Source organism: Sorangium sp. So ce375, from assembly GCF_051473855.1.
GTDB lineage: Bacteria > Myxococcota_A > Polyangia > Polyangiales > Polyangiaceae > Sorangium.
The window spans coordinates 11,230,579-11,257,076 of the sequence record NZ_CP150335.1 but is presented as its reverse complement, the minus strand read 5'-3'; the positions used below and the strand labels follow the sequence as shown (position 1 = coordinate 11,257,076).

Genomic DNA, 26,498 nt, shown 5'->3' with positions numbered 1-26,498 from the left:
CGGGCGTCAGAGCGAGAGTCGCGACAGCAGATCGTTCACGCGGAGCGCCGCCGCGACGCTCCCGGTGTCGTGCGCGTAGTCCATGGCCGCGAACAGGTGGGTCTGCTCGAGGTCGAGCCGCTCCGGAGAGCGCTCGAGGAGCGCCATGTAGTGCTCGAAGAAGCGGCGCTGATCGAGCTGCGTGCGCTTCAGCACGGCGTGCCGCACCGTCGCGTGCAGCGCGAAGCGGCCCGTGAACGGCTCCTGCACCAGCCGGAAGCGGCGCAGCGAGGCCAGCGCGTCGCCGGCGCGCCGCCCGGCCCGCGCGAGCTCGGCGAGGGAGCCCTCGTCGATGTGGTCGCCGTTCGAGTGCGCCAGCACCGCGAGCATCCGCCGCGCCGTCGGCGAGAGCCCGCGGAAGGCCCACGCGACGAGCAGGCCGACCTCGGGCAGGTCGTCCTCGTGATCGATGACCCGCACGCGATCGACGCCGCCCGCCACGAGCCACCCGTGGAGCTCGGCGACGTCGGCCGCGCCGCTCTCGACGATGGCGTTGGCGAGCTCCAGCGAGACCGGGTTCCAGCGCAGCAGGCGGGTCAGCGAGGCGACCGCGGGGAAGGGGCTCTGCCCCGAGGTCACGAGCGGCGCGATGACCGGGAAGATCGAGACGCCGGCCACGAGGCAGCGCCGCGCCGTGATGACCCAGGTCACCGCCTCGCCGCGGAGGTCGTCGAGCAGCTCGGCGACGGCGCGGTCGTGCTCGTGGTTGTCGAGCACGATGAGCATCTCCCCGAGCGCCCGCAGGCGGCCCCGCAGCGCGGCCCGCGACGGTGACGGCCCCGCGCCGAAGCGGAGCGACAGCATGCCGCGCAGCGTGCGCGCGTCCCAGGCGCCGACCCGGAACCAGTGGATCCCGCCGGGGAGCTCGCGCGCGAGCTTATGCCCCAGCGCGCACGCGAGCGTCGACTTGCCGCTGCCGCCGGTGCCGACGAGCGCGATGCGGGTCGGGCGCGACGCGCGCACGGTCGCCATGAGGGTCGCGAGCTCGCGGCGTCGGCCGCGCAGCGAGGGGGGGCGGGGAGGGAACACGAGCGGTGATACGGTCATCCCCGCGCGAGCGTACCAAAAAGCGCGCGAGGAGCCGGCGCCCGTCACGGCGATCGCGGCGGGTCACCCGGGCGGTCGCGGCTCGATCAGGAGCTGCTCGATCGCCTGGGAGATCGGCTCCGGCGACATCGAGGTCAGGCGGAGCCGGCGCGGCGATTCGCCCTCCCGGCTCAGGAACAGCGCCGGCACGCCCCGGATCTGGAGCGCTGCCGCCTCGGCCCGCGCGGCGTCGAGCTGCTGCACGACCTCCGCGCTGTCGCGCTGCGCCATCGCTTGCTCGGCGTCCACGCCCGGCACCTCGGAGGCGGCGCGCAGCAGGAGCTCGTCCGTGATAGGCGCGCCCTCGCGCGCCTGGATCCGGAAGAAGCGGTCGACGAAATCCCAAAGCCGACCCTGCATCCCGACCGCGGCGGCCATGCGCGCGGCCTGCACGGAGCTCGGCCCGAAGAACGCGAGATTCCGGAATACGAGCTTTACCTGCTTCGTCCTCACATGGCGTTCGAGGATCGCCGGCAGGACCTCTAGAGCATAATCCCGGCAATGCGAGCAGCGGAGATCGGAGAACTCCACCAGCGTGATCGGCGCGCTCGGCTCTCCGAGGACGATGCCGTCCTGGGGAATGCCGGAATAGAGGTCAATCCCGCCGCTGATCGCGCCCGTGGGCTCCTGCGCGGGCTCCTCGCCGGCGTCGTGGCACGCCGAGATCCCGAGCAGGAGCGCGGCGAGCAGGGCGCCGCGCCGCGCCGCGGCGCCAGGGCGTGAATTGCGTGAATGAGCGAGTGCGTATCGTTCGAACAGCTCAGGATTCATTCTTGAGCATGCGGCACGAACCGTACCTCGACGGGCCGCGTGCCGGAGATGCTTTCACGAGCATCTCGGTAAACCGTGTTGGGTGAGGACCTCCGGGCGAGGAAGGACTCCTCTCCATGGCGCCGCGCGGCTGCGCGGCTGCGCGGCTGTGCGGGTCGAAGCGCGACACCGGCGAGCGTCGAGAGCGCCGCAAGGGGCCAGCGCATGGAGGTCCTCTCTCGGCGTTCCTCCCTCCGTGGCGGTCCGCGCGGCGTCGCGCCCGGCCGCGGGCCGGCGCAGGCCGGGCGCGACGCCGCGTCGGGGCGCTTGCCTGCACCCGGTCCCATCCGCAATGCTCGCGCGGAACCTGCGTGTCCTCCGAATGCCCTCAGCTCAGCGCCGCCCTGGGCCGCGACCGTGAACCGGGCGGCGCCTTCGCCTCGCGCGGCGGCGCGACGGGGACGGGCGCGCCCCTCGACGGATCCGGGCCGCCTGCCGACGGCGTGGCGCGGCAGCTCCGGGATCAGGCGCAGGGCGCGCTCGGCGAGGTCCTCCGCGGCTTCCAGGCGGCGGATCCGCAGGACGGCGGCGTCGCGCGCGCCGGCTCCGCGGAAGGGCGGCGGCGCCTCCGCGCCGGCCTCGTGTCCGCGTTGATGCGGCTCATCTTCCTGCTCTACGCCGAGGCGCGCGGCCTGCTCGCCGGCGTGGAAGGCGGCGGCGCGCCGCTCGCTCGGCTCTTCGAGGATCTCCAGGAAGAACGGCGACGGCAGGGAGACGACCTCGAGCGCCGCCACGGCGCGTGGGCGAGGATCGCGGCGCTCTTCCGCGCGCTCCGCGATCGCGGCCCCGGGGACGCGCGCGGCGGCCTCTGCGATCCGGACGCCCATCCCTTCCTGGAGGGGAGACCCTGGCTCAGCGACGGCGCGCTCCACCGGGTGCTCTCGGCGCTCCTCGTGCGCGACGGCGCGCCGCTCTGCTACGGCGAGCTCGAGGTCGAGCACCTCGGCACGCTCTACGAGGGGCTGATCGCCTTCGACCTCGAGATCGCCGAGGGCGAGTCGATGGCGCTCTTGCCCTCCCACGTCGTCGTCGATCTGGAGGCGCTCCTCGCCCTCCCTGGCCGTGACCGGCCCGCGCGGCTCGAGGAGGTGGCGGACCTGAAGCTCGGCGCGCGGTCCGCCGCGCGCGTCGCCGCGGCCGGCAGCGTGATCGAGCTGTCGCAGGCGCTCGCGCGCCGCGCGTCCCCGAGGCAGCCGGACCGGATCGCGCGGGGCGCGCTCTACCTCCAGCCGGGGCAGCTCCGGCGGCGCGCGGGCTCGTACTACACGCCGCGGGAGATCACGTCGCACGTCGTCGAGCGCACGCTGTCGCCGCTGCTCGACAGGGACGGCCGGCCGGCCTCGCCCGAGGACGTCCTCGCGCTCGCCGTGTGTGATCCCGCGATGGGGTCCGGCGCGTTCCTTGTGGAGGCGTGCCGCCAGCTCGCCGCGCGCCTCGCCGACGCGTGGCAGAGCGCCGGCGCCGCGCCGCCCCTCGCCCCTGGAGAGCCGCCGCGCGCTCGCGCGATGGCGCTCGTGGCGCAGCGCTGCCTGCACGGCGTCGACCTCGATCCGCTCGCGGTCGATCTCGCCAGGCTATCGCTGTGGCTCGTCGTGCAGGACGCGCGCCTCCCGCTGAGCTTCCTCGACAGCAAGCTCCGCTGCGGCGACAGCCTCATCGGCGCCGAGCGCGCGGAGGTCGGCGGCTTCCCGGCCGCCGCGAAGCTGCCCCGCGGCACGGCGGAGCGGCAAGCGCGGCGGGCCCTGCTGCGGCAGGCTCGTGCGCCCCAGCCGCCGGAGGGGGCGCCGCCGGAGGGGACGGCGCCAGAGGGGACAGCGCCGCAGGGGACGCCGCCGGAGGGGGCGCCGCCGGAGAGCGCCAAGGGAGCGCCCGGCGACGGGCCCGACGGCGCAGAGAGAGCGGATCGGGCGGCGCTCGACGCCTGGATGGCGCTGTGGTTCTGGCCGCCCGAGGGCGAGCTCGCGGCCCTGGCGCCGGCGCCGGCCACGTTCGCGCGCTACATGGCCGCCGCGCGCGAGCCGGCCGATCCGCGGGCGGCGCTGTCGCGGCGCATCGCCGAGGAGCGCCGGTTCCTTCACTGGGAGCTCGCGTTCCCTGCCGTCTTCGATCGCTCCGAGCCGGGCTTCGACGCCGTGATCGGCAATCCGCCCTGGGTCGCGTACGTCGGCCGCGCGGCGCAGCCGATCGCGCCCGAGGTCTTCCACCTCCACCTCCGGAGGAACCCGGCATTCCACGGCTACCGCTCGCTGCACGGCCTGTTCGTGCACCGGGCCGCGTCGCTGCTGCGGCCGGGCGGGCGTCTCGGCCTCGTCATCCCCACGTCGGTGTCGGATCTCGATGGATACGGCCCGACGCGGCGCGCGCACGACGCGCTCTGCGCGGTGGACTCCGACCTCCCGAGCTTCGGCAGCGACGCCTTCGACGGCGTGTTCCAGCCGTGCATGGGCCTCCTCTCGACCCGCCTCGCCCCCGAGGCGCCCCGGGCGGCGGCGATCGCCTCGTGGCCGCTCGCGCGCTCGGATCTCGACGTCGTGTCCCGCCGGCTCCTCGAGCGGCTCGGCGCGCTCACCCCGCTGCCGGCTGCCCTGTTCGGCGAGCGTGGTTTTCAGACGACGGCCGAGGATGCCGAGCGCATCCGGCGCGCGGACGCCCCCGAGCCGCCGTACACCTGCCCCATCCGCGAGGGCACCGACGTGGGCGAGCTCATCGCGCGCGCGCCGCGCCACCACGTCGATCGCGCCCGCGTGAAGGGCCGTTTCCGGAAGGACGAAGACTGGAAGGCGGTGCGGCTGCTCATCCGCCAGACCGCCCGCTATCCGATCGCCGCGCTGAGCGACGGCCTCCCGTTCCGCAACTCGATCCTGGCCGGCTTCTGCGACGCCACCTGGAGCGAGTTTGCGCTGCTCTGCTACCTCAACTCGTCTCCCATCCGATGGTGGCATTACACCCGCCACCGGGACGCGCGCGAGGGCATGCCGCAGGTGAAGATTGCGCACCTGCGTGCGATCCCTGCGCCCCCGCCGGCGGGCGCCGCGCTGATTGCCGCGCTCGACGCGCTCGGACGGGAGCTCGGCCCGGCGAACGCGGGCCTGCCGGCCGACGCCCGGCGCCACCTGGACGGCACGGTGGCGAGCATGCTGGAGATGACCGAGGAGGAGCGGGGCTGCGTCGCGCGCTGGGCGGCGGCGACCCCGCTCCCGCGGCCGGACGGCTGAGCGGCGGCCGCCGCGCGCGGACGGAGCGCTCCGTCCTCGGCAACCGCCGTCAGTAGAGGTCAGTAACCGCCGTCGAAGCCGGGCGCGTCCTTCAGGTTGAACAGGACGCTGCGGAGATCATCCAGATCGAACGGCTTCTCGAAGACGGCGGAGGCGCCCAGGCTGCGCGCGGTCGCGTGGAGGTGCGGGTGGCCGAACGCCGTGATCAGGATGACCGGCGGCCGCCGCCTCACCTCGGCGAGGCCCTCCAGGATCTCCATCCCCGAGAAGCAGGGCATCTGGATATCGCTGACGATTGCGTCGATCGGCTTCGGGGGCTCGTTCCCACCGAGGCAGGGCGCCACCTTGTCGAGCAGCTCGAGGCCGTTGCGCGCCTCGGACACCTCGAAGCCGTCGCTCCGGAGCGCCATGGCGATCGTCGACCGGAAGTCATCGTCGTCTTCGGCCAGGACGATATGTTGGCCTTTGCCGAACAAGCCGCAAGGCGGGACCAAGGGCTTATCGCCAATCCAGCTTTCCGTCAGGTTCATGGCAACTTCTCCTTCTTCTGGCCCGCCAACGCTGCGTCTTCGGACTGTCTACTGCGATCCTCGGAGCTCAGCCCCGCAGGATTTGCAGCGCCCGTGCCATCCTGTCCTGCCTTGCGGTGGAGCAGGCTCGACGGGTCCGACCCCGCTCCTGGGCGGGGCGCTGTCCGCGGCGTAGGCGGCGCCCGCGGAGGTTCCCTTCGGGGCTGCAGGGGCAATTTGTCGCGGAAGGGGCAGATCACGCCCACCGCCGGGGCACATCCGCCGCTGTGCCTCGCCGGCACCGGGGCCTGGCTCTCCGCGAGCTTTCCCCGGGCAGTGCGACCGCTACCGTCCAGGGTGTCGCCAGGCCGACGGCGCGATGAGCCCGCTCCTCCTTGCGGACGAGCGCGTTCGGTAGGAGGAGCTCGGGGAGGGAGCGGCGCAGGAGGGGAAGCGGCAGAGGAGAGGGGGGAGGGGCCAGCGCAGGTCGCGCTTGAGGTGGCTCGCTCGGAGCGGGCGCTGGCCTCGGAGAGCTCTCGTTCAACCGGTGTACCGGGCCATTACCGGTTTACCGGTTACCGGTCGATCCTCGGTCAGTCACGGTGCGGCGCGCAGAGGAGGCCGTTGTTGTAGTTGTCGAGCTTCTCGGCGAGCGGCTGGCCGGTCGTCCACGGCGCGTTCTTGCTGGTGCTCTCCTTCACGTTGCTGCCGAGCGGGTACTTCTTGAGCCAGGCGTCGGCCGCGGCGATGGTGTCCTCGATGCAGCTCGACTGGTTGCCGATACCGACGTTGAGCTTGGCGACGATGAGGTGCTTCGCGATGATGTAGGTGACGTCACCCTTGGTCGGGCGGCTGATGATGTCGAGGAGCTGGGACTTCGTGTACGTCTTGCCGCCGATGGTCAGCTGCGAGACCTTCCACGCGCTCTCGTGGTTCTTCCAGTAGCCGGGGGTGCCGGTGCCGGGTGAGGCGGACGGGCAGGCGCCGCAGTCGGCCGCGCAGCTCAGGCAGTCCTCGGATCCGGCCTTGCAGACCCCATCGCCGCAGACCGGCGGGCACTCGCCGCAGTCGGCCGCGCAGCTCGAGCAGCTCTCACCGATTGCGCAGACGTTATCGCCGCAGACCGGCGGGCAGATGCCGACGTCGCTCGGGCACTCGAAGCAGTTCTCGCCGGCCTCGACGATGTTGTTGCCGCAGACCGCGGGGCAAGCGCCGCAGTCGCCGGCGCAGGTCGAGCAGTCCTCGCCGTTCTCGCAGACGTTGTTGCCGCAGACCGCGGGGCAGGCGCCGCAGTCGTCCGAGCAGCTGCCGCAGTCCTCGCCGGCCTCGCAGGTGCCATTGCCGCAGACGGGCGGGCAGGCACCGCAGTCGGCGCCGCAGCTCCCGCAACTCTCGCTCGCGTCGCAGGTGCCATCGCCGCAGACGGGCGGGCAGACGTCGCAGTCGGCGCTGCAGCTGCCGCAGTCCTCGCCGGCCTCGCAGGTGCCGTTGCCGCACTGGGGCGGGCAGATGCCGCAGTCGACGGCGCAGGTGGAACAGCTCTCGTCGCCGCCGCAGACGCCGTTGCCGCACGAGATCTGGTAGCCGAAGTCGGCGTCGAGGAGGTCTTGTGCCCAGCCGAGCGAGACCACACCCACGTTGTCGAGCCCGCCATCGGGGTCGGCCGTCGGCTCCTGTCCGGCGAGCGGACCGCTCGTCATGAAGTTGTCGGGCGTGATGACCACCGAGTAGGTGCCCGCCGGGAGCGTGTCGAAGAGGTAGAAGCCCGGCTGGCCGGTGTAGGGGCTCGTGCCGGTGATGGTGAAGTCGATCAGCTGGCCCCCCTGGAACAGCTCGACACGGACGCCGTTGACGCCGAGCTCGCCGGTCTCCGGCTCGTAGAGCCCGTCAGCGTCGCTGTCGAGCCAGACCGTGTCGCCGATCGACGAGTACGTCACGTAGCCGAAGTCGGCGTTGGTCACGTTCTCGCCCGCGCCGAGGGACACGCCGAACGGCTCGTCGTCGCTGGTCAGGAGGTGGCCGAGCGGGAGCGTCGCGTCGTCGACGTCGACGACGTAACAGCCCGCGTTGAGCTCGGAGAAGCGGTAGATGCCGTTCGCGCCGGTCACGGTCGTCTGGAGGGCGGCGCCGTCGGCGCTACCATCGCAGTTCGCGTCGCCGAAGAGGTCGACGACGACGCCGGAGATGCCGAGCTCGGAGGCGTCCTCGATGCCGTCCGCGTTCGCGTCGAACCACACCTTGTCGCCGATCGAGCCCTTCGGCACCGTGTAACAGACATCGAGGAGAGGGCGGTAAGACATCTCCGTGTGGGCGCTGCCCTTGTACGACGTCTTGCCGCTGGTGCCCTCCTCGAGGAGGATGCCGTAGCTCGGCGCTGTCCCGTTCACCCACTGCTGCACCATCCCGGTGAGGTCGACCGAGCTCCACCCGGTGACGTTGGGCACGAACGAGGTGAACGCGGCGGGGTCCATGCCGCCGAAGTTGTTCCACGTGACGAGCTCCTCGCTCCAGGGGGCGAGCACCTGGTGGACGTACACGGTCTTCGCGGTGCTCGTGTACGTCAGGGCGTAGAACTTGGCTGATGTGATGAGGGAGCCGGCGGGGATGGGGCTCAGATCGAAGCGGAACACGGAGCGCTTCTCGCCGACCGTGCTGGAGTACCCTGTGTTCACTTCGAAGGGGGTCGGGACGTGGTAGCTCGGGGCGAGGCTCCACATCTCTGCGTTGTAGATGTCACCCAGGACACCCCGCTTGATCACGGTGCACGTGGGGGACGGAGCGTTGGTGTTGGCGAGGCTGGTGGCGGTGATGAACAGCGTGGCGAGCGCGGCGGAAGATGCGATTGCGAACTGCTTCATTTGTAGCTCCTTGAGGTCCTCACGGGTGAACCATTGCTGGAGCGTCATCCGAAGTGCAGGCACCATGACACATGGGTCAGGCGAGGTCGGTTTCGCGGGCTCCGGTCGGAATGAGCCCCGCGGGCTGATCAGGATCAGATCAAGTACGCGGGCGCTTTTGCTTCGATCGGAGAGCGGATGCGCAAGGTGACAGTGTTTAAGTTAGCAACTCTAGGGTGAGAGTGTCCAGATCTTTTTGGCGGTGGCGCTAAAAATATCGAGTTGTGCGGTGACAATTTTGGGTCGTGTGGTGACGCTTTTGGCCTGCTCGCGACCCGTGGAGAGGAGCGCAGTCTGGCGCACCGAGTTCGATGGCCAGAACGGCGGCCGAATCGATGGCCGAATCGATGGCCAGCGCGCAGCTCGCAGTTCGTGGGTTGCCGCGCGGCTCGTATGGCGGCGCACTGCGACGCTCAGCAGCCCTCTCCGGGCCTTCGCAGGCGCCGAGGGTCGAACAGGATCGGATCAGGTACGCGGGTGTGCCTGCCGAGATTTGCTGAAGAGTGCGCACGGGACCATTTTTCAAGATAACGAATCTCTGTTTCGACTGTCTAGATCCTTTTTGTGACCTGCGTTCTTTTGTGTTGGGCGTGTTGGGCGTGTCGGGCGTGTGTTGTGCGTGTCGGGTTGCGCGGTCGGTGTAGGGGCCCTGGCGTCGCGCCGTCATCACCGCTCACCGCGCACGGCACGGACGGGGACCGGGCGCTTCGGGCCTGCATCCTGCGTAGGGGGCGTCCGGTCGTGCCCCCTCCTTCTCCTTCTTCGTCCCCGCAAGCGGCCTTCGTCCGCGCGAGCGGCCTTCGTCCGCGCGAGCGGCGCGCCGAGCCTGCCGGGTGCCGCCCGTGCGCGGGCGCTGCTACGGTTCGGCTGTGCGACGCCCGCTGCTCGCTTCATCGGCCCTGTTTCACGCGCTTTGCCTCGCGTCGCTCGCGTCCATCGTCGCCATCCCGCGTGAGGCTGCCGCGCAGGACCTGCCGACGCTGAGCGGGTCCTGGACCGCAAGCGCGCTCACGGAACAGTGGTCGGTCGCCGCCTGGGGGGACGCGTGCGGGCCCAGGCCGCGCCCGCAGGGCGCCCCGGGCGGCGCCGTGCAGATCCAGCAGCACGGCTCGGAGCTCTCGATCTCGGGCGCCGGACGGTCGTGGAGCACCGCCGAGTGCTGGGAGCAGATGCCCGGGCTCGCGCGCAGCAAGCACTCGGCGTCCGGCAACGCGCGCTCCTGGCAGACGCGCTGCACGACGCCGGCCAGCGATCCCCGCCGGGCCGTTGTCACCACCACGACGCAGGCGACCGACGCCAGCATCAACATGGTGGAGACGGGGCAGTACCAGTTCATCATCCAGGACACGACCTGCAGCGCGTCCGTGACGAGGACGCGGACCTACACGCTCGTCCGGCGCGAGGGCGAGGCGCCCCCCGCGGTGAGCGCCCCGCCGCCGGTCGCGAGCCTTCCGCCCGCGGCGCCCGCGACGTCCGCGGCGCCCCCTGTAGCCGAGAAGAAGCCCGCGGCCTCGCGCACCTGCGACGCCCCCGGCGAGCCGGCGCGCCTCGAGGTCACGCCGTCGCGCAAGCTCATGCGGCCGGGCGAACGCTTTCAGTTCCGCGCGCTGGTCATGGATGCGGACGGGTGCGCGCTCCCGACGAGGCCCACGTGGTCGATCGCGCCCGGGCCGCTCGCGACGGCCGCGACGGTCGACGCGACCGGCGCCCTCTCGCTCGGCGCCGGCGCGGGCGAGGGGACGCTCGGCCTCGTCGCGTCCGTCGCCGGCAAGGGGGTGACCGTCGCGATCGAGGTGACGAGCCCCGATCGTTACGACGCGCTCCTCGCGACGAGCGGGCTCAACGAGGCCGGCGAGAGCGAGCAGGCCGCCGTCGCGGTGATCGCGGCCGGCACCATCGGCGGGCGCACGACCTCGGGCGAGGACCTGGGACGCGAGCGCAAGAACCTGTTCGTCGCCATCGTCGGCGGGGTCGCTGCCTGCCTCGGATTTGCAGGGTTGATCCTGCTCCGCCGCGGCCGCCGGCGAACGGGAGGCGAGCTGGAAGGCCTGGCCTCGACGGGCGCCGCCGGCGAGCGCGACGGCGCCGGCGCGGGCGAAGCGCCGGCACCCTCAGAGGCCTCGCTCGCGGGGGTCGCAGCGCCGGCCATGGCGCCCGTCCGGCCAACGCTGCGGGCTCGTGGAAAGATCTGCCCGACCTGCGGCGACCGTTATCCGAGCGAGGCGATGTTCTGCGGGAAAGATGGCACGCAGCTGCTCCTGCTCAATTGATCCCGTCACACTGCGCGCGCTGAGCGGGAGCGATGGGCGCGCGCTGCGTCATCGCGCGGCGCTGCGACGGCGCCGATCATAAAAGAAGTCGCCGCCTTGATCGGTCTCGCGACGTCCCGCTATCCTGCGTCGACCGACCGGGCCGCGTGATCATGCGCGTGTGTGGTCGTTGAACCCATGCCCGCATGCCGGAACGGGAAGGGCGACAGTCGCATGAAGATTACGTGTGAGTCGTGCCAGGCCAAGTACACGATTGCCGACGAGAAAGTCGCCGGCAAGACGGTCAAGATCAAATGCAAGAAGTGCAACCACTCGATGGTGGTCCACGGCGCGAATGAGGCTGCCCCGTCCGCGCCGCAGGACGCGACCGCGGAGCAGCAGGGCGACCTGTCGGATGACGCCGAGGCGAAGCTCGTGGCCGACGCGGGCGGCGCGCCCGCGCCCGACACGTGGACCGTCAACGTCGCCGAGGGCGACGAGCGGACCATGACGACCGCCGAGCTCGTGGCGGAGTACGCGCGCGGAGGCCTGAGCAACGACACGTACGTGTGGAAGGACGGGATGGGCGACTGGTTGCCGATCGCCAGCGTCCCCGAGCTCAAGGAGCGTTTCTCCACGCAGGAGGAGGCGGCGCCCGCGCCCGCCGCAGCGGCCGTCGCCGCTGCGGCGACCGCGGTCGCGACGCCTGCGCCTGCAGCGGCGCCTGCGCCTGCTGCGGCCGTCCCTGCTGCAGCGGCGCCAGCTGCAGCGGCGCCAGCTGCAGCTGCGCCTGCGCCTGCAGCGACGCCTGCGCCTGCTGCTGCGCCGATCCCCACGGCCCCGGCGCCGGCCGGGCTCAGGTTCGGGCCCGAGGGGACCGTGGTCATGAAGGACTCGCGGCGCGCCCTGAACCAGGCCGGGGCCGCGACGCCTGCGGCCGTCGTTCCGGCGAAAGCTCCGAATGCTGCGGCGCCGGCGAGCCCGGCGGCTGCGGCGCCGGCGAGTCCAGCGGTTGTGGTGCCGGCGAATCCAGCGCCCACGATGCCGTCGCCAGCGGGTGCACCGGCGCCGGCGGCTGCGCGTCGCCCAGGCCGAGGGGCCGCGGTCGACGTCTTCAGCGCCGCCGAGCGCACCGAGGAGCCCGGTGCATCCGCACCGCCGCCGGGCGCCGATCGCCAGGTGGGCGAGCGCAACGAGAACTCGGTCCTCTTCTCGCTCTCGGCGCTCACCGCGACCGAGAACGCGGCGGCCAAGCAGAAGGACGAAGACGAGCTCCCGGCGGGAAGGCGTCCCTCGAACCGCCCCTCGAAGAACAACGGTCGCGCCGGTTATGACGACCTGCTCAACCTCGGCGGCGGCCCCATCGCCGCTGCGCCGATGCTCGCGCCGCCGCCGTTGCTCGCTCCGGTGACGGACTCGCGGCCGCCTCCGTCGATGCCGCTCCCCTCCAAGGCGTCGGTGCCGCCCTCGTCGCTCCCGTCGCTCTCTCCGCTGACGGCGCCGGAGGCCTCGCCGAAGAAGGGCCGCACGGGGCTGATCGCCGCCGCGATCGCCGCGGTCGTGCTGATCGGCGGCGTCGCCTTCTTCTTCATGCAGAGCCCGACGCCGGAGACATCGACGGCCACGCCGGAGCAGGCGAACACCGCCCCTGCCGAGGTGCCGACCCCCGCGGAGACGGCGGCGCCGACGCCCGCCGAGACCGCAACGGCCGCAACGCCGTCCCCGGCGGAGACGGCGGCGCCGTCCGCGGAGCCTGCCGCCATCGCCGAGGCGCCCAGCGCCGCGACGCCCGCCGCGACGCCGGCTTCGACCGCGGCGACGCCCGCCGCTGCCGAGAAGCCGGCGGCGGCGCCCGCTGCCGCGGCGGAGAAGCCGGCGGCCGCGCCCGCTGCCGCGGCGGAGAAGCCGGCGGCCTCCGGAGGCGCGGAGTTCAACCGTGGCGCCGCGAGCTCGGCGCTCGGCGCCGCCGCTGGCTCTGCCAAGAGCTGCAAGAAGGCCGGCGGACCGACCGGGACCGGGAGGGTCAAGGTCACCTTCGCGCCCAGCGGGAGCGTCACGTCGGCCGAGGTCCAGGGCGCGCCGTTCGCCGGGACCAGCGTCGGCGGCTGCGTCGCAAGGCTGTTCCGCGGCGCGCGGATACCTGCCTTCGGCGGCGGCCCGATCTCCGTCAGCAAGTCCTTCACCATCAACTGATCCAGGTCGTCGCGGGGGCAGCGCCCTTCACGCGGCCGGGTTCCCGCGCGCGGTCCCTTCCGCGTAGCATCGTGCTCCATGACGCTCGTCCTTCGGAGCAGCGCGCCGGACCTCCGTGATCTCGCCCAGAGCCGGCCGGTGCTCGCCGACGCGCGCACCGGCGCGCCTTCCGGGCTGCGCCTCGTGCGGTGGATCGGCGCGGGCGGCATGTCCGCGGTGTTCCTCGCCGAGCGCGATCCGACGGTCGGATCGAGCCACCTCTCCGACATCGCGCCGACGCTCCTCGCCGTGAAGATCGTCAAACCCGAGACGGAGCACGGGCTCGCTCAGCTCGGGATGAGCAGCATGGACGTCGCCCTCCGCGAGATCGAGGCCCTCGTGCGGGTGAGGAACCTGCGTCCACCGAGCGAGTTCGTGATCGGCCTTTATGGCAGCGGCAGCGCGCTCGTTCAGCTCGAGAACGACTCGGCGCTCTCCTTGCCCTGGATCGCGCTCGAGCACGTCGAGGGCTCGAACGCCGGGACGACGCTGGCCGAGCGGATCGACCTCGCCGGGGACGGCGGCGTCGACCCGGTGCGGGCTCACCGGCTGGCGCGCGGGATGATCGAGGGCGTGCGCGTGCTGCACCGGCTCGGCGTCATCCACCGCGATCTCAAGCCCAACAACGTCTTCGTCGCCGGCCCCGTGGACGTCGAGACCCCGAAGATCGCCGACTGCGGCATCGCGCGGGTCGAGGGGCTGCGGCTCGCCACGATGCAGGCGATGACGCCGGGCTATGGCGGGCCCGAGCAGAGCCTCTCGGCGCTGCGGCCGAGCCACCAGAACCCGCTGGTCGGGCCGTGGAGCGACGTCCACGCGCTGGCCGCGACGATCTTCTTCGTGATCGCCGGCGAGGAGTGGTGCCGCTCGGAGCCGGCCTGGAACACCGGCGAGCGCCGCAGCCTGCGCACGTCGCGGCGGCTGCACCGGGGGTTCCTCGCGGACGTCGACCTGCTCGAGGCGCTCGACCGGGCGCTCCGCGCGGGCGCGTCGCCGAAGCTGCCGCCGGGGACGTGGGATCGGGAGGGCGCGGGCTTCTACGAGCGGCGGGCGCGCCAGCTCTTCGGCGCGTCGATGTTCGGCGACGCGCCGGCGCGGTACGCGAGCGTCGACGAGCTCGCCGCGGCGGTCTTGCCGCCGCTCGAGGCCGTGGCGGCGCGGTGGATCGAGCGCGAGAGCAAGGGGCAGCGGCCGGTGACGCAGTTCCGGCGGACCCGGATGGTCGCGTCGGACGAGGGCGCGCACGCCGCGGTGGAGGTGGTCCCGCCGTCGTCGATCCCCGGCGGTCGCGCGCTGCTCCTCGCGCCGGGCGAGGTCGTCTTCCAGCCGGGGACCTTCGCCTTCGCGTGCAGCGGCGGCGGCCTCTACTGCTTTTCTCAGCGGGAGCCGCAGCTGTTCGACGTGGAGGTGCCGGAGGAGGTGCTCCCACACCTGGCCGCGACGAGGTGGCTCGCGCGCGGGCCGGGCGGCGGCGTCGCGCTTGTCGGTCCGGCGCACGTGCTCCTGTTCCGCGGCACCCTGTTCCGCGACGCGGATTTCTCGCTCATGCCCCTGCCGCGTCGCGCGGGTGGGGGCGCGGTCGGGCCCATCGTCGCCGTGCTGGGCGACGGCCGCACGTTCGGCGTCGTGACGGCGGAGACCGACGACGGCGAAGGCGGCCCGGAGCTGTGGCTGTCGCAGGACGGCGAGCGCTGGAGCGACCCGTTGCTGTTGCTGCTCAAGGGCGAGGTCCACGCCGTTGCATCGGGGCCGCTCGGCTTCTTCGTGGCTGGCGGTTACCGGGGCAGGCGCGGCCGGGCGATGTGGCTCGGCTACGATGGCAAGGCGCAGGTGTTCGCGACGGGCATGACCGACGCGCCGCCGCTGGAGGTGGCCGTCGCCGGCGCCGACGGCGCGGCGTGGGCCGCGGGCGCCGGGGTGGTGATGCGCTTCGATCAGAGCGGCGCCGCGGTGGAGGCGTTGGAGGGCGGCGGCCGCCCTGTGGCGATGGGCCTCGACGAGGACGGGGTGCCGTGGCTCGTGACCGAGCGCGAGGTGCTGCGCCGGCACGGCGCGGGGGTGCCGGTCTGGAAGCGGTACCACGCGCAGCCCGAGGGCGCGCCCAGGCTTGTGGCGATCGGCTTCCATCCGACCGGGGTGCGTGTGGTCGACGCGCTCGGCGGCGGCGTGGTGCTGCGGCCGGCGGATTTCGCGACGACGCGGCCTTTCGTCGGGTGAAGGCTTATTCGACCCGCCGGCGCCGCCGGTCCTGCAGCTCCTCTTCGAGCTCGTCTCGCAGCTTCGCCCTGAGCTCCAGGCCGACCCCGGTCAGGTCGGGGAAGAGCACGCTCGCCGTCATTCCCTGGCTCGCGAGCTGCCTGCGGATGCCGTCTGCCGCCGCCCGGGGGATGATCACCTTGGTGAGCAGCTCTCGCCCGGACGACGCCTCGGCGCCGAGGATGGGCGCCAGGTGATCGAGCGCGAAATCGTGGTCGTTCCTCGATAGGTAGACCGAGAAGATCCCCTGTTGCCGCTCGATGCGGGCCACGTCGAGCGGGGCCCGGAACACGACGAGCGCGGAGTCGACGGCGGGCGGCGCGCCCGTGGCGTCCTCGCGGGGCAGGATGCTCGACACGGGCGTGAAGAAGGGCGGTGTCCTGCCGCCGAGGAAGGAGCGGAGGTTCTCGATCCGGAAGGCGCCTTCCGGGAGGCGCCGGCCGAGCGCCGCGGGAAAGGGGTAGTCCGAGAGGTTGAGTCGGTAGATGGCCGCGTCGTCGGGCGAGCGCTCCGAGAGGGCGAAGAACGCCGCGACGAGGGGGTTATAGGTCCAGTCGAGAAGGCGGGTCGGGACGCCGTGGTGCTGGGCGAGGCACAGGGCGCGCCACTCGTCGGCGAGGATGTCCGGCTCGCCGCGCGCCGCCAGCCGAAAGCGGCGCGCGATGTCGCGCTCGCGCGGGCCGAGCCACTCGCCGTCGACGGGCGAAAGCGGGGGCGAGGTGCGCTCCACGTCGCGGTAGAGCGTCGGCACCAGGCTCCACGCGGCGCTCGCGTGGCCCCGGTAGCAGAACCGCGAGCCGGGCGCGGCTTCGAGGAGGGCCATGAGCTCCGAGAGGCGGGAGATGTGGAGGGTCTGCACCGGGGAGATGGTACGGCAGGCGAGGCGCTCGTGAACAGGGCAGAGCGGCTCGGGCGACCTTGGCCCGAGGAGAACCGCTCCGAGGCGACCCGAACCAGGGTGGGTTGGCAGCACTTGCGCGTGCGAAAGACGATTGAGAGATGAGATGGTTTGCCTCGCCGTAATTGCGCGACACCGTTCGATGTCATCTCATGAATCGCATCCAAAAATAGATTTCTTTTTCATGGTCAATCCATCTGTGACTTGCTAGCGAATCGGCCTCGGAGACGGCGCGCCGCCGAGCCCGTGTTCGGCGGCGCAAGGCCGACGTTTGTCCTTCCGCGCCGCGGAGGCGCTTGCCCCATCACGACGGCCGGCTGCACACGTCGGCCAGGAGGATCGACCCATGGGCGTGCACGTGATTCTCGACATCGATCCGCGAGGCATCGACGAGGCCGAGTGGGCAGCCGCTTACGACGAGACGCTCGGGCTCCTTGAGGCGTGGCAGCCGCGCCTCCTGGGTTGGGGCTGGCGCTCGATCGAGGGTGTGCGCGTGCCGATGTACATGCGCTCGCTCCGTCGTGATGTCGACGACCCCAGGAGGGCATGTTGGTCGGTGGTTGGGGACCGCGACAGCCTGCAAACGGCCGAGTGCCAGTCGCTCTACCGCGACCTCGGCCGGTACACGGCGCGCCGGGATGAAGGCCTCGACGGCGATATCGTGGTCAACGCCGCCATGCCGGACAATGGCGACACCGGCGGCCCCGTGCGCGTCTTCGGAGACAAGACGCAGGGCTGTCCCTACCATTTTGCCGTGCTCGCGGCGGCGATGCTCGTCGAGGAGCGTTTCCCGCAGCACGCCATGGTGTGGGGCGACATCGATCGGCGGCAGGCCGAGGAAGCCAGGCGGTTGGCCGCGCCGCTCCTCGGCCGAGAGCTGCCGCTGCCCGTGCGCGTCGATGCCTCGCGGCTCATCGAGCGCTTGCGTGGCCCCTACGCTGCCGGCGCGTTGCCGGGCGCGTTCAAGCGTGTGTTCCTCGCGGAGGGGGGCGAGCAGCACGAGGCCATGCTGCGCGCGTTTCCGGGCGAGGACGGCGCGCGTGAATGGCAGCGTGCGCTCGCCGGGTGCAAATCGCCGGCTTCGCTCGGTGCAGTCCGCCTGGTGATCGCCTGGCTCAACGCGGGGCGCGGTCTGCGGGATGCGTGCCGGCTCGCGTGCCTCGCGCCGGAGGGCCCGCGCTTCTCACCGGAGGATTTCGTCGCGACCCTCGCGTCGACATGGATCGCCGTGCCGCCTCCTGCGCGTGAGCCGCTCGGCGCGTTTCGCAAGCCGCCGGGGGCGCCGTACACCGTCGCGTCGATGCTCGGTTCCTTCTTCCTCGACAAGGCGGCCATGGGACGGCACCTTCGGATCACCATCGGGCCAGCCGCGATCGCCGCCGATCTCTCGGAGGTGTTCGGCGCTCGAGGTCGTGCGCTCGCAGCGCTGCTGCGCGAGAAGAGCGCGACGATCGAGGCGCATCTCCGCGAGCTCGCGGACGGCGTGAGCTCCCTCGTCGCGAGCGCGGGCGACGTTGCCGGCGACGACACGGAGGCGCTCGCGGTGCTCCGCTCCGCCGACGCGATGGGCCCGAGCCAGCGAACCTGGGTGCGGGCGATGGCGTGGAGCGTGATGACGGTGCTCGAGGGCCTCCGTGATGGGGACCCGAAGGTCGTGGAGGCCCTCGACGACGCGGAGCGGGGGAAGCGCCTGCTCGTACGGGTGCTGGCCGAGGGCTCCCCGGTGCTGACCGAGGACGCGTGGGATGGCGTCCTCGCGGAGCGCAGAGCGGACGTGATCGCGTGGTGGATCGCGCTCGTCAGCATGCGCGCCAGCGAGCTGCACGCGTCGCAGGTCTGCCGTGCCTTCCTCGAGAACGCGGAGCTCCGGAGCTATGCGATCGCCATCGGCCGTGACGAGCGGGAGATGCGTGAGCTCGGCGAGATCGCCGCCAAGATGCGCGCCGGCGGGGTGTGAGGATCGATGACGCCCACCCCTCACGACGCCCTGTTCAAGTCCACGTTCAGCCAGCCGGAGCACGCGGCCGGCGCGCTGCGCCAGGCGCTGCCTGCTGCCCTGGCGGCCCGCATCGACTTCGCGTCGCTGGCGTTGCAACCTGGCAGCTTCATCGACGAGGCGCTCGCCGCGAGCCACAGCGACCTGCTCTTCACCGCGAGGCTGGAGCAAGGGTCGCGGTTCATCTACGTGCTCTTCGAGCACCAGAGCACGATGCACCCGCTGATGGCGTCCCGGTTGCTCGCGTACATGGTGCGGATCTGGCAGGGCTACCTGGAGCGTCACCCCAAGGCGACGCTCCTCCCGGGGATCCTGCCGGTGGTGCTGTATCACGGCGCGATTGCCTGGAACGCGCCGGTTTCGTTCCAGGATCTGCTGGATGTGCCGCCGGAAACGCTGGCGCAGATGGCCGAGCATGTGCCGCAGTTCCGTTTCGTGCTGGACGACATCAGTAACGAGACGGACGAGGCGCTGCGAGCGCGGGCGATGACGGCGCTGGGGCGGCTGGTGCTGTGGTGCTTCCGGCATTCGCGCGACTTCGACGAGCTGGTGAAGCTCCTGCCGGCGTGGCGCGACGTACTCGAGGAGGTGCGTCGGGAGCCCAGCGGAGGGGCTGCGCTCGCGCGCTTGTGGCATTATATGTTCAGCATCGCCGACCCGCGCGACCCCGAGAAAGTGCTGAAGGCGCTGCTCGCGGCGGCGGGACCGGAGGCCAAGGAGGAGATCGTGACCATCGCAGATTACCTTCGTGAAGAGGGGCGCCGGGAGGGCCGGCTGGCGGGCGAGCGAGAGGGCCGGCTGGCGGGCGAGCGAGAGGGCCGGCTGGCGGGCGAGCGAGAGGGCCGGCTCGAAGGGCAGCGGAGCACGTTGCTGAAGCAGCTCCGGCTGCGCTTCGGTGAGCTGCCGGAGCCGATCGAGGCGCGCATCCGCGCCGCGGATGCCGCGCAGATCGAAGGCTGGACCGAGCGCGTGCTCACCGCGCCTACGCTCGACGACGCGCTGACCGAGCGCTGATGCGGCCCGTCCGCGCACGCTGAGGCGGCGGTGATAGCCTGGCGCAATGCGGCGTGCGCTGGGTGCGACTTTCTGGTTTGTGTGCGGCCTGCTGGTGCTGCTCGTCGCCTGCTCCGGATCTGCACCACCGCAGCCGGAGAAGCCACCTGTGGCGGGGACGGCGCAGCGTCCGCCATCCTTGGTGCCGCCGGCGCCCGACCCATGCCAGTCAGCCGCGGAGCTGCGCAAGCTGGTGCCCGAGCTGCTCGGCAAGGGAAGGCTGGATCGGACGGTGCGTGTCATCGGCAAGGCGAACCGGCTGTGTCCTGGGACGGCTGCGGCGACGTGGGCCGCGGAGGTGGCGGCGTTGGCGGAGCTGGGGCGTTACGCCGAGGCGCGGCGGGTGGCGCAGGCGATCGAGGCGGCGGGATCGGCGCCGGAGGACGCCAGGAAGGCGGCGGCGGCGGCGATGGAGAAGAGCGCGCGGCTGGACAGGAGCTTTGCCGAGACGGACGAGGCCAAGGCGGAGATGCGCCGGCTGTACGGGGAGGCCGACGCGCTGTTTGCAAAGGGCGATGAGGCGTCGCTGCGGAGGGCGATGGAGAAGTTCGTCGCCGCGTGGGAGGCGTGGCGGCCCAACGGACAGGCGCTGGTTGCCGCGGGAGAGTGTGCGAGGAGGGTCGGGGATGGGGCCTTGGCGCAGCGGCTGTTCGACCGGGCCATGGTGGATCTGGAGAAGGCGACGGGAGAGGCGCTTTCGCTGGAGGTGCCCAATGGATTCTCAGGATCCATTGAATCGGTTGCCTGGTCGCCGAACGGGAAGCGTCTGGCCGTAGCCCATAAGAATGATATTTCGATTGTTGATACCACGACATGGCGGGAGCGAACTCGTTTGCGGGGGCACACTGATCAGGTGAGAGCGGTGTCGTTTTCGCCGGACGGCAAGCGGCTGGCCTCGGGGTCCCGGGACACGAGCGTGCGGTTATGGGATGCGAGCACGGGCGCGCTGCTCAAGACCCTGGATGGGCACATCGGTTGGGTGAACGCGGTGTCGTTTTCGCCGGACGGAAGGCGGCTGGCCTCGGGGTCCGGGGAGCAGAGCGTGCGGTTGTGGGATGCGAGCACAGGCGCGCTGCTCAAGACCCTGAAGGGGCACACCCATATGGTGAATGCGGTGTCGTTTTCGCCGGATGGCAAGCGGCTCGCCTCTGGGTCCTCGGACAAGAGCGTGCGGTTGTGGGATGCGAGCACGGGCGCGCTGCTCAAGACCCTGGAGGGGCACACCGATTGGGTATTCGCGGTGTCGTTTTCGGTAGACGGCAAGCGGCTCGCCTCGGGGTCCCGGGACAAGAGCGTGCGGTTGTGGGATGCGAGCACGGGCGCGCTGCTCAAGACCCTGAAGGGGCACACTGCTTGGGTGACAGCGGTGTCGTTTTCGCCGGATGGCAAGCGGCTCGCCTCTGGGTCTTGGGACAAGAGCGTGCGGTTGTGGGATGCGAGTACGGGCGCGCTGCTCAAGACCCTGAAGGGGCACACCCATATGGTGAATGCGGTGTCGTTTTCGCCGGACGGCAAGCGGCTCGCCTGTGGGGCCTTGGACATGAGCGTGCGGTTGTGGGATGCGAGTACGGGCGCGCTGCTCAAGACGCTGGATGGGCACACTGCTTGGGTGACAGCGGTGTCATTTTCGCCGGACGGCAAGCGGGTGGCCTTTGGGTCTTGGGACAAGAGCGTGCGGTTATGGGATGCGAGCACGGGTGCGCTGTTCAAGACGCCGGAGGGGCACACCAATGGGGTGCAAGCGGTGTCGTTTTCGTCGGACCGCAAGCGGCTCGCCTCTGGGTCCTTGGACGCGAGCGTGCGGATGTGGGATGCGAGTACGGGCGCGCTGCTCAAGACGCTGGAGGGGCACACCGATGGGGTGAACGCGGTGTCGTTTTCGCCGGACGGCAAGGGGCTCGCCTCGGGGTCCGCGGACAAGAGCGTGCGGATGTGGGATGCGAGCACGGGCGCGCTGCTGAAGACCCTGGAGGGGCACACCGATGGGGTGAACGCGGTATCGTTTTCGCCGGATGGCAAGCGGCTCGCCTCTGGGTCCCGGGACACGAGCGTGCGGTTATGGGATGCGAGCACGGGCGCGCTGCTCGAGACGCTGGAGGGGCACATTCATTGGGTGAACGCGGTGTCGTTTTCGCCGGATGGCAAGCGGCTCGCCTCTGGGTCCTCGGATACGAGCGTGCGGTTGTGGGATGCGAGCACGGGCGCGCTGCTCGAGACGCTGGAGGGGCACACCGATGGGGTGAACGCGGTGTCGTTTTCGCCGGACGGCAACTTGCTCGCCTCTGGGTCCGCGGACAAGAGCGTGCGGTTGTGGGATGCGAGTACGGGCGCGCTGCTGAAGACCTTGAAGGGGCACACCGATGGGGTGAACGCGGTGTCGTTTTCGCCGGACGGCAACTTGCTCGCGTCTGCTGGACAAGACGGATCGGTGATGCTCTTTCGCGTCGCTGACGGGAGTCGACTTGCTGCGCTCCGCGCCCTCAAGGAGCAGGACGCCGGTTATGTATTTACCAGCGAGCACATCGACTTCACGGAGTCCAACCGATGTGCCGCCCGCATCTACCCCATCTGTCGCTTCGGTCCGCTGAGCTTCCCCCTCGACGTGTGCGAGGAGCGCGTCTACGTCAAAGACCTGCTCGCGAAGATCCAGACCGGGGATACCTCCTTTACGGAGCCTGAGTACGTGGACGATCCGATCTCCTGCGCGGCCGAGGCCGTTGCGTCGGAGTGACCCGCGCAGCCATCTGCCACGTGACGGCCCAGGCCACGCGGAGCGCGGGCGCTTGTCGCGGGTGAAGAGCAGCGTGTCGGCCGGCTTCGCGACCCCCCGCGGCACATCCGGGACGACGTCGCCGAGCCGCGGCGCCGCATCGCTGCCGCGCAGGTGTGGGGCCAACGTTAGTCCGCACGGCGGCGACGTTGGCCCGAGGGGCGCCCCCGTGATCCTCGCCCCGCCCGCGAGCCTGCTCGGTTCCTGCCAATGTACGGATGCCGTCCGTACGCTAGAATATACGCCTACCGGAGCTGGAAGGAGTCAGACGATGGCCGCAGGCGGGAGCGCTCGCGCAGAACGGATCGAGCTACGTGCCACAGTCGAGGAGAAGCAATTGCTCACGGCCGCAGCGACCTACGAGCGGACGGACGTGACGACGTTCGTCATGCGCAGGGTGCTCCCGGTGGCGCGAGAGATCGTGGAGCGCGAGGAGGGAATGAAGCTGTCCGAGCGCGATACGCAGCGCGTCTTGGAGCTGCTGGACAATCCGCCCAAGCCGACGCCTCGTTTGCTCAAGGCGGCGCGCGCGAAGCTCCGCGCCCGATGACGTCGCCCGCCTGGTACGAGGAGCCGATTGCGAAGGGACACGACCGGAAGCGCTTCGACTGCGGAGTCGCCGCGCTGAACGAGTATTTGTTGAAGTATGCCCGGCAGAATCATGAATCCGGCGGGGCGAAGACGTTCGTCGCCGTGGCGGACGGGGAGCCAGGGCACATTCTCGGTTATTACACGATAAGCCCCGGATCCATCGAATTGCGCGCACGCCGGAGGTGGTCACCCGCAAGCTCGGTCGCTACGAGGTGCCGGTCTTCAGGCTCGGGCGGCTCGCGGTGGACAGGAGCTACCAGAAGCAGGGGCTGGGTGGGCAGCTCCTCTTCGCGGCAGCGGAGCGCGCGCTCTCCGTCGCCGCCGTGGTGGGCGGGGTCGCGCTCGCCATCGACGCCAAGATTGATTCCGCTGCCGGGTGGTACGAAGGGTTCGGCGCCATGCGCCTGCTCGACGCACCCCTCAAGCTGATCCTTCCGCTGGCGACCATCGCAGCCGCGATGACCGCGAGCCGGCGGGCTGGCACGTTGAAGAAGCGGTGACGGTTCATGATGCTCTCCAGCGTGGGTCGGGTCGCGGTGCTTCAACGTAGATCGGGTCGCGGCTGAGCGCGGTCCAGCCATGTGGTTCGTACGCTCACGTTGACGCGGCGGTGGTAGCCTGGCGCGATGCGGCGTGCGTTGGGTGCGACCTTCTGGTTTGTGTGCGGCCTGCTGGTGCTGCTCCTCGCCTGCTCCGGCTGTTCACCACCGCAGCCGGAGACGCCGCCTGTGGCCAGGGCGGTGCAGCGCTTGCCAAGACCTCTGCCCCCGGCGCCGGCGCCGGCTCCATGCCAGACGGCCGCGGAGCTGCGCAAGCTGGTGCCCGCGCTGCTCGGCAAGGGAAGGCTGGATCGGACGGTGCGTGTCATCGGCAAGGCGAACCGGCTGTGTCCTGGGACGGCTGCGGCGACGTGGGCCGCGGAGGTCGAGACGCTGGCGGAGCTGGGGCGTTACGCCGATGCGCGGCGGGTGGCGCAGGAGATCGAGGGGGCGGGGTCGGCGCCGGAGGACGCCAGGAAGGCGGCGACGGCGGCGATGGAGAAGAGCGCGCGGCTCGACAGGAGCTTTGCCGAGACGGACGAGGCCAAGGCGGAGATGCGCCGGCTGTACGCGGAAGCCGACAGGCTATCCGCGAAGGGCGATGAGCCCTCGCTGCGGGGTGCGATGGAGAAGTTCGTCGCCGCGTGGGAGGCGTGGCGGCCCAACGGACAGGCGCTGGTTGCGGCGGGGGAGTGTGCGAGGAGGGTCGGGGAGGGGGCCTTGGCGCAGCGGCTGTTCGATCGGGCGATGGTGGATCTGGAGAAGGCGACGGGGGAGGCGCTTTCGCTGGAGGTGCCCAATGGATTTTCAGGATCCATTGAATCGGTTGCTTGGTCCCCGAATGGGAGGCGTCTAGCCTTAGCCCACGGAAATGAGATTTCAATTGTTGATACCACGACATGGAGGGAGCGAACTCGCCTGCGGGGGCACACTCGTGAGGTGACAGCGGTGTCGTTTTCGGCGGACGGCGAGCGGCTCGCGTCGGGGTCCTGGGACAAGAGCGTGCGGTTGTGGGATGCGAGCACGGGCGCGCTGCTCGAGACCCTGGAGGGACACACCGGTTGGGTGAACGCGGTGTCATTTTCGTCGGATGGCAAGCGGCTGGCCTCGGGATCCAGGGACAAGAGCGTGCGGTTGTGGGATGCGAGCACGGGCGCGCTGCTCAAGACGCTGGCAGGGCACACCGAGTGGGTGAACGCGGTGTCGTTTTCGCCGGACGGCAAGCTGCTCGCCTCCGGGTCCAGGGACAAGCGCGTGCGGGTGTGGGGTGCGAGCACGGGCGCGCTGCTCAAGACGCTGGCAGGGCACACCGAGTGGGTGAACGCGGTGTCGTTTTCGCCGGACGGCAAGCTGCTTGCCTCGGGGGCCTTGGACAAGAGCGTGCGGTTGTGGGATGCGAGCACCGGCGCGCTGCTCAAGATCCTGGAGGGGCACACCGGCGTGGTGAACGCCGTAGCATTTTCGCCCGATGGCAACGTGCTGGCGTCCGCTCGAGAAGACGGATCGGTGTTGCTCTTTCGCGTCGCCGATGGCAGCCGACTTACCACGCTCCGCGCCATCGATGATCAGGACGCCGGTTATGTCTTTACCAGCGAGCACATCGACTTCACGGGGGCCAATCGGTGCGCCGCCCGCATCTATCCGATCTGCCGCTTCGGACCGCTGAGCTTCCCCATCGACGTGTGCGAGGAGCGCGTCTACGTCAAAGACCTGCTCGCGAAGGTCCAGGCCGGCGACACCTCCTATACCGAGCCGGAGCACGCCGCCGATCCGATCCCGTGCGCGGCGGAGGCCGCCGCATCGGAGTGACCCGCGCCGCCACAGGCCACGTGACAGCCCCGGTCACGCGGAGCGCCCGCGCTCGTCGCGGGTGAAGAGCAGCGCGTCCACCGGCTTCGCGACCCCCGCGGCACGCCCGGAACGATCTCGCCGACGCGTGGCGCGGCTGCGCTGCCATCCAGAATGCGTGCGGCCAACGTTGGCCCGCAGGATGGCAACGTTTACCCCGGGGCGGCGTCAACAACGTTGGCCCAAGGGCCGACCCGACCGAGGTTTGTTGATAGCCACCCCGATCCGCAGATTTCTGCCCCTCACCTCGTGACGGCGTGGCTCAGTGTGCCGGTGAGCGGGCCGACTACGGCGCCCGAGGTGAGTCAGCTGGCGGGAGTTCTCCGGGACCGGACTTCGTCGGTCGGGCGGGCTCGGGGTCGTCCCGTCAGGGATCCGTGATGCGCGAGCTCAGGGCGATTTCCCGTCATCGCCCGCCTCGTCGTCTCCCGACTCGCCCTCCTCCGCCACGCCGTCTTCCGGCTCGGCCTCCTCCGACGCGCTGCCCTCGTCCCCCTCCTCCTCTCCTCCGCCGTAGGCGCCGCGGGAGGCGGGGAACGGCGCATAGTCCTTCAACTTGTCGGTGCCCGCGTACCAGTACTCCGCGGCGGCGCGCAGCCTCCGCTCGGCGTTCACGACGAGGGTGTACGCGGCGTCGCGGAGCTTGCGCGAGCGCACCGTCTCGAGAGAGAGCGTCTTGTCGGCGAGCATGCGCGCGAGCACCGGCGAGAGCTCGCGGAGGCGGTCCGCCGCGGCGGCCTCGCCGCGAGGCGCCTTGTGAACGGCCTCCGCGTGCTCGGAGCAGAGCAAGAGGAGATCGGAGACGTCCTGGACCAGATCCGCGTCGCCGCTGCCCGCCCGGATCGCCATGAGCCGCTTTTGCCCTTCGGGGCTCTTCTTGAAGCGGAGATCGAAGAAGCGGAGCAGCGATTGCTTGATCTGGACGGCCTCGGTGGCCGGCTTCTCGAAGGCCGCGGCGGCCCGCTCCTGGCGCTGCTGCGCCGCTTGCCAGCGCGATTGCACGACGCGCAGGAGCTCGATCTTCTCACGAAACTCGCGGATCTCCTCGCGCGTGAGCTCGGGCTCGCCCTCGGCGAACGGCGTGCGCACGAGATCCGCCGCGTCGCGCTCGGCGGCGAGCTGGATGCGGCTCGCCCAGATGACGCGCCGAGCGAGCTTGCCTGGAAAGAGGGAGGCGTTATCGCCGAGCGACTCGGCCTCTCGGAGCAGCTCGGCCTCGCGCTCGGCGCTCAGCGTGAACTCGGGCGCACCGCCCGACGAGCGGGCCGCGCCTCCGGCGTCGCTCGAAGCGCGGGTGTTCTTGGCGTTCTTGGTCCTGGAGGAAGCGGCGGTGGGTGTGTTCGGTGCCATGGCGATGAAATGTCTCCTTGTCGAGGTCAGCGCCCCTCCGAGCAGAGGCGTGGTCGCTCAATTGGGAAATCGGGAACGCCGAGGCATCGGGTCACAGGAGAGCACGATACCGACGCTTTCGTCGCAAGGTCGCAAGGAGACAGAGGCGCCGCGCAAGCGG

The 26,498-nt window shown here is 71.1% G+C and carries 15 protein-coding genes and 1 pseudogene; 10 read left to right on the top strand and 6 right to left on the bottom strand.

Annotation, left to right across the window (positions count from 1 at the left end):
* Positions 1-6 precede the first annotated feature (6 nt).
* Both WME90_RS42115 and WME90_RS42110 read right to left on the bottom strand, forming a co-directional pair.
* Positions 7-1,086, bottom strand: a complete 1,080-nt coding sequence (locus WME90_RS42115; protein WP_437277735.1) for a hypothetical protein — start codon at positions 1,084-1,086, stop codon at positions 7-9.
* 63 nt (positions 1,087-1,149) lie between these two features.
* Positions 1,150-1,896 carry a DsbA family protein gene (locus WME90_RS42110; RefSeq protein WP_437277734.1) on the bottom strand — a complete coding sequence of 249 codons (747 nt, stop codon included), beginning with the start codon at positions 1,894-1,896 and terminating at the stop codon, positions 1,150-1,152.
* Positions 1,897-2,246: 350 nt separating this feature from the next.
* On the opposite strand from WME90_RS42110, the gene WME90_RS42105 reads away from it, so the two are divergent.
* Positions 2,247-5,150, top strand: coding sequence for an Eco57I restriction-modification methylase domain-containing protein (locus WME90_RS42105; RefSeq protein WP_437277733.1), 2,904 nt, complete (start codon positions 2,247-2,249; stop codon positions 5,148-5,150).
* 59 nt (positions 5,151-5,209) lie between these two features.
* On the opposite strand, the gene WME90_RS42100 is transcribed toward WME90_RS42105, so the two are convergent.
* Both WME90_RS42100 and WME90_RS42095 read right to left on the bottom strand, forming a co-directional pair.
* Positions 5,210-5,680 (bottom strand): response regulator, encoded by a 471-nt coding sequence (locus WME90_RS42100; protein WP_012240681.1) that lies wholly within the window; start codon positions 5,678-5,680, stop codon positions 5,210-5,212.
* A 572-nt stretch (positions 5,681-6,252) separates the two neighbouring features.
* On the bottom strand, positions 6,253-8,517 hold the full coding sequence (locus WME90_RS42095; protein WP_437277732.1) for an SdrD B-like domain-containing protein: 2,265 nt from the start codon (positions 8,515-8,517) through the stop codon (positions 6,253-6,255).
* Positions 8,518-9,425: 908 nt separating this feature from the next.
* Between WME90_RS42095 and WME90_RS42090 the strand changes: the two genes are divergently transcribed.
* The 3 genes from WME90_RS42090 to WME90_RS42080 all read left to right on the top strand — a co-directional run bounded on the left by WME90_RS42090 (position 9,426) and on the right by WME90_RS42080 (position 15,254).
* The gene (locus WME90_RS42090) at positions 9,426-10,826 is read left to right on the top strand and encodes a hypothetical protein (RefSeq protein WP_437277731.1); all 1,401 of its coding nucleotides are present in this window, start codon (positions 9,426-9,428) and stop codon (positions 10,824-10,826) included.
* Positions 10,827-11,039: 213 nt separating this feature from the next.
* The gene (locus tag WME90_RS42085; RefSeq protein WP_437277730.1) at positions 11,040-12,998 is read left to right on the top strand and encodes a zinc-ribbon domain-containing protein; all 1,959 of its coding nucleotides are present in this window, start codon (positions 11,040-11,042) and stop codon (positions 12,996-12,998) included.
* 78 nt (positions 12,999-13,076) lie between these two features.
* Entirely contained in the window at positions 13,077-15,254 is a 2,178-nt protein-coding gene (locus WME90_RS42080) for a serine/threonine-protein kinase (RefSeq protein ID WP_437277729.1), read from the top strand.
* Between the two features lie 4 nt (positions 15,255-15,258).
* On the opposite strand, the gene WME90_RS42075 is transcribed toward WME90_RS42080, so the two are convergent.
* Positions 15,259-16,152, bottom strand: a complete 894-nt coding sequence (locus WME90_RS42075; RefSeq protein ID WP_437277728.1) for an FRG domain-containing protein — start codon at positions 16,150-16,152, stop codon at positions 15,259-15,261.
* Positions 16,153-16,537: 385 nt separating this feature from the next.
* On the opposite strand from WME90_RS42075, the gene WME90_RS42070 reads away from it, so the two are divergent.
* The 6 genes and pseudogenes from WME90_RS42070 (at position 16,538) to WME90_RS42045 (ending at position 24,949) form a co-directional block, all read left to right on the top strand.
* A complete protein-coding gene (locus WME90_RS42070; protein WP_437277727.1) occupies positions 16,538-18,148 on the top strand; it encodes a hypothetical protein in 1,611 nt (536 codons plus the stop codon).
* A gap of 6 nt (positions 18,149-18,154) precedes the next feature.
* Positions 18,155-19,201: an Rpn family recombination-promoting nuclease/putative transposase gene (locus WME90_RS42065; RefSeq protein ID WP_437277726.1), complete on the top strand. Its 1,047-nt coding sequence runs from the start codon at positions 18,155-18,157 to the stop codon at positions 19,199-19,201.
* A gap of 46 nt (positions 19,202-19,247) precedes the next feature.
* Positions 19,248-21,971, top strand: coding sequence for a hypothetical protein (locus WME90_RS42060; RefSeq protein ID WP_437277725.1), 2,724 nt, complete (start codon positions 19,248-19,250; stop codon positions 21,969-21,971).
* A 310-nt stretch (positions 21,972-22,281) separates the two neighbouring features.
* On the top strand, positions 22,282-22,560 hold the full coding sequence (locus WME90_RS42055; RefSeq protein WP_437277724.1) for a DUF1778 domain-containing protein: 279 nt from the start codon (positions 22,282-22,284) through the stop codon (positions 22,558-22,560).
* Positions 22,557-23,101 (top strand): annotated as a pseudogene (locus tag WME90_RS42050) (GNAT family N-acetyltransferase). The gene WME90_RS42055 and the pseudogene WME90_RS42050 overlap by 4 nt, the downstream one beginning before the upstream one ends.
* Positions 23,102-23,635: 534 nt before the next feature.
* Positions 23,636-24,949: a WD40 repeat domain-containing protein gene (locus WME90_RS42045; RefSeq protein WP_437277723.1), complete on the top strand. Its 1,314-nt coding sequence runs from the start codon at positions 23,636-23,638 to the stop codon at positions 24,947-24,949.
* 429 nt (positions 24,950-25,378) lie between these two features.
* Here WME90_RS42045 and WME90_RS42040 read toward each other — a convergent pair whose 3' ends face one another.
* The gene (locus WME90_RS42040; RefSeq protein WP_437277722.1) at positions 25,379-26,338 is read right to left on the bottom strand and encodes an ATPase; all 960 of its coding nucleotides are present in this window, start codon (positions 26,336-26,338) and stop codon (positions 25,379-25,381) included.
* Positions 26,339-26,498 lie beyond the last annotated feature (160 nt).

Excerpts from the sequence above, each read along its gene's own strand:
- WME90_RS42045 (WP_437277723.1), top strand. The coding sequence starts at position 23,636 with ATGGAGAAGAGCGCGCGGCTCGACAGGAGCTTTGCCGAGACGGACGAG.
- WME90_RS42070 (WP_437277727.1), top strand. The coding sequence starts at position 16,538 with ATGGGCGTGCACGTGATTCTCGACATCGATCCGCGAGGCATCGACGAG.
- WME90_RS42085 (WP_437277730.1), top strand. The coding sequence starts at position 11,040 with ATGAAGATTACGTGTGAGTCGTGCCAGGCCAAGTACACGATTGCCGAC.
- WME90_RS42100 (WP_012240681.1), bottom strand. The coding sequence starts at position 5,680 with ATGAACCTGACGGAAAGCTGGATTGGCGATAAGCCCTTGGTCCCGCCT.
- WME90_RS42080 (WP_437277729.1), top strand. The coding sequence starts at position 13,077 with ATGACGCTCGTCCTTCGGAGCAGCGCGCCGGACCTCCGTGATCTCGCC.
- WME90_RS42115 (WP_437277735.1), bottom strand. The coding sequence starts at position 1,086 with ATGACCGTATCACCGCTCGTGTTCCCTCCCCGCCCCCCCTCGCTGCGC.
- WME90_RS42065 (WP_437277726.1), top strand. The coding sequence starts at position 18,155 with ATGACGCCCACCCCTCACGACGCCCTGTTCAAGTCCACGTTCAGCCAG.
- WME90_RS42055 (WP_437277724.1), top strand. The coding sequence starts at position 22,282 with ATGGCCGCAGGCGGGAGCGCTCGCGCAGAACGGATCGAGCTACGTGCC.
- WME90_RS42040 (WP_437277722.1), bottom strand. The coding sequence starts at position 26,338 with ATGGCACCGAACACACCCACCGCCGCTTCCTCCAGGACCAAGAACGCC.
- WME90_RS42095 (WP_437277732.1), bottom strand. The coding sequence starts at position 8,517 with ATGAAGCAGTTCGCAATCGCATCTTCCGCCGCGCTCGCCACGCTGTTC.
- WME90_RS42060 (WP_437277725.1), top strand. The coding sequence starts at position 19,248 with ATGCGGCGTGCGCTGGGTGCGACTTTCTGGTTTGTGTGCGGCCTGCTG.
- WME90_RS42110 (WP_437277734.1), bottom strand. The coding sequence starts at position 1,896 with ATGAATCCTGAGCTGTTCGAACGATACGCACTCGCTCATTCACGCAAT.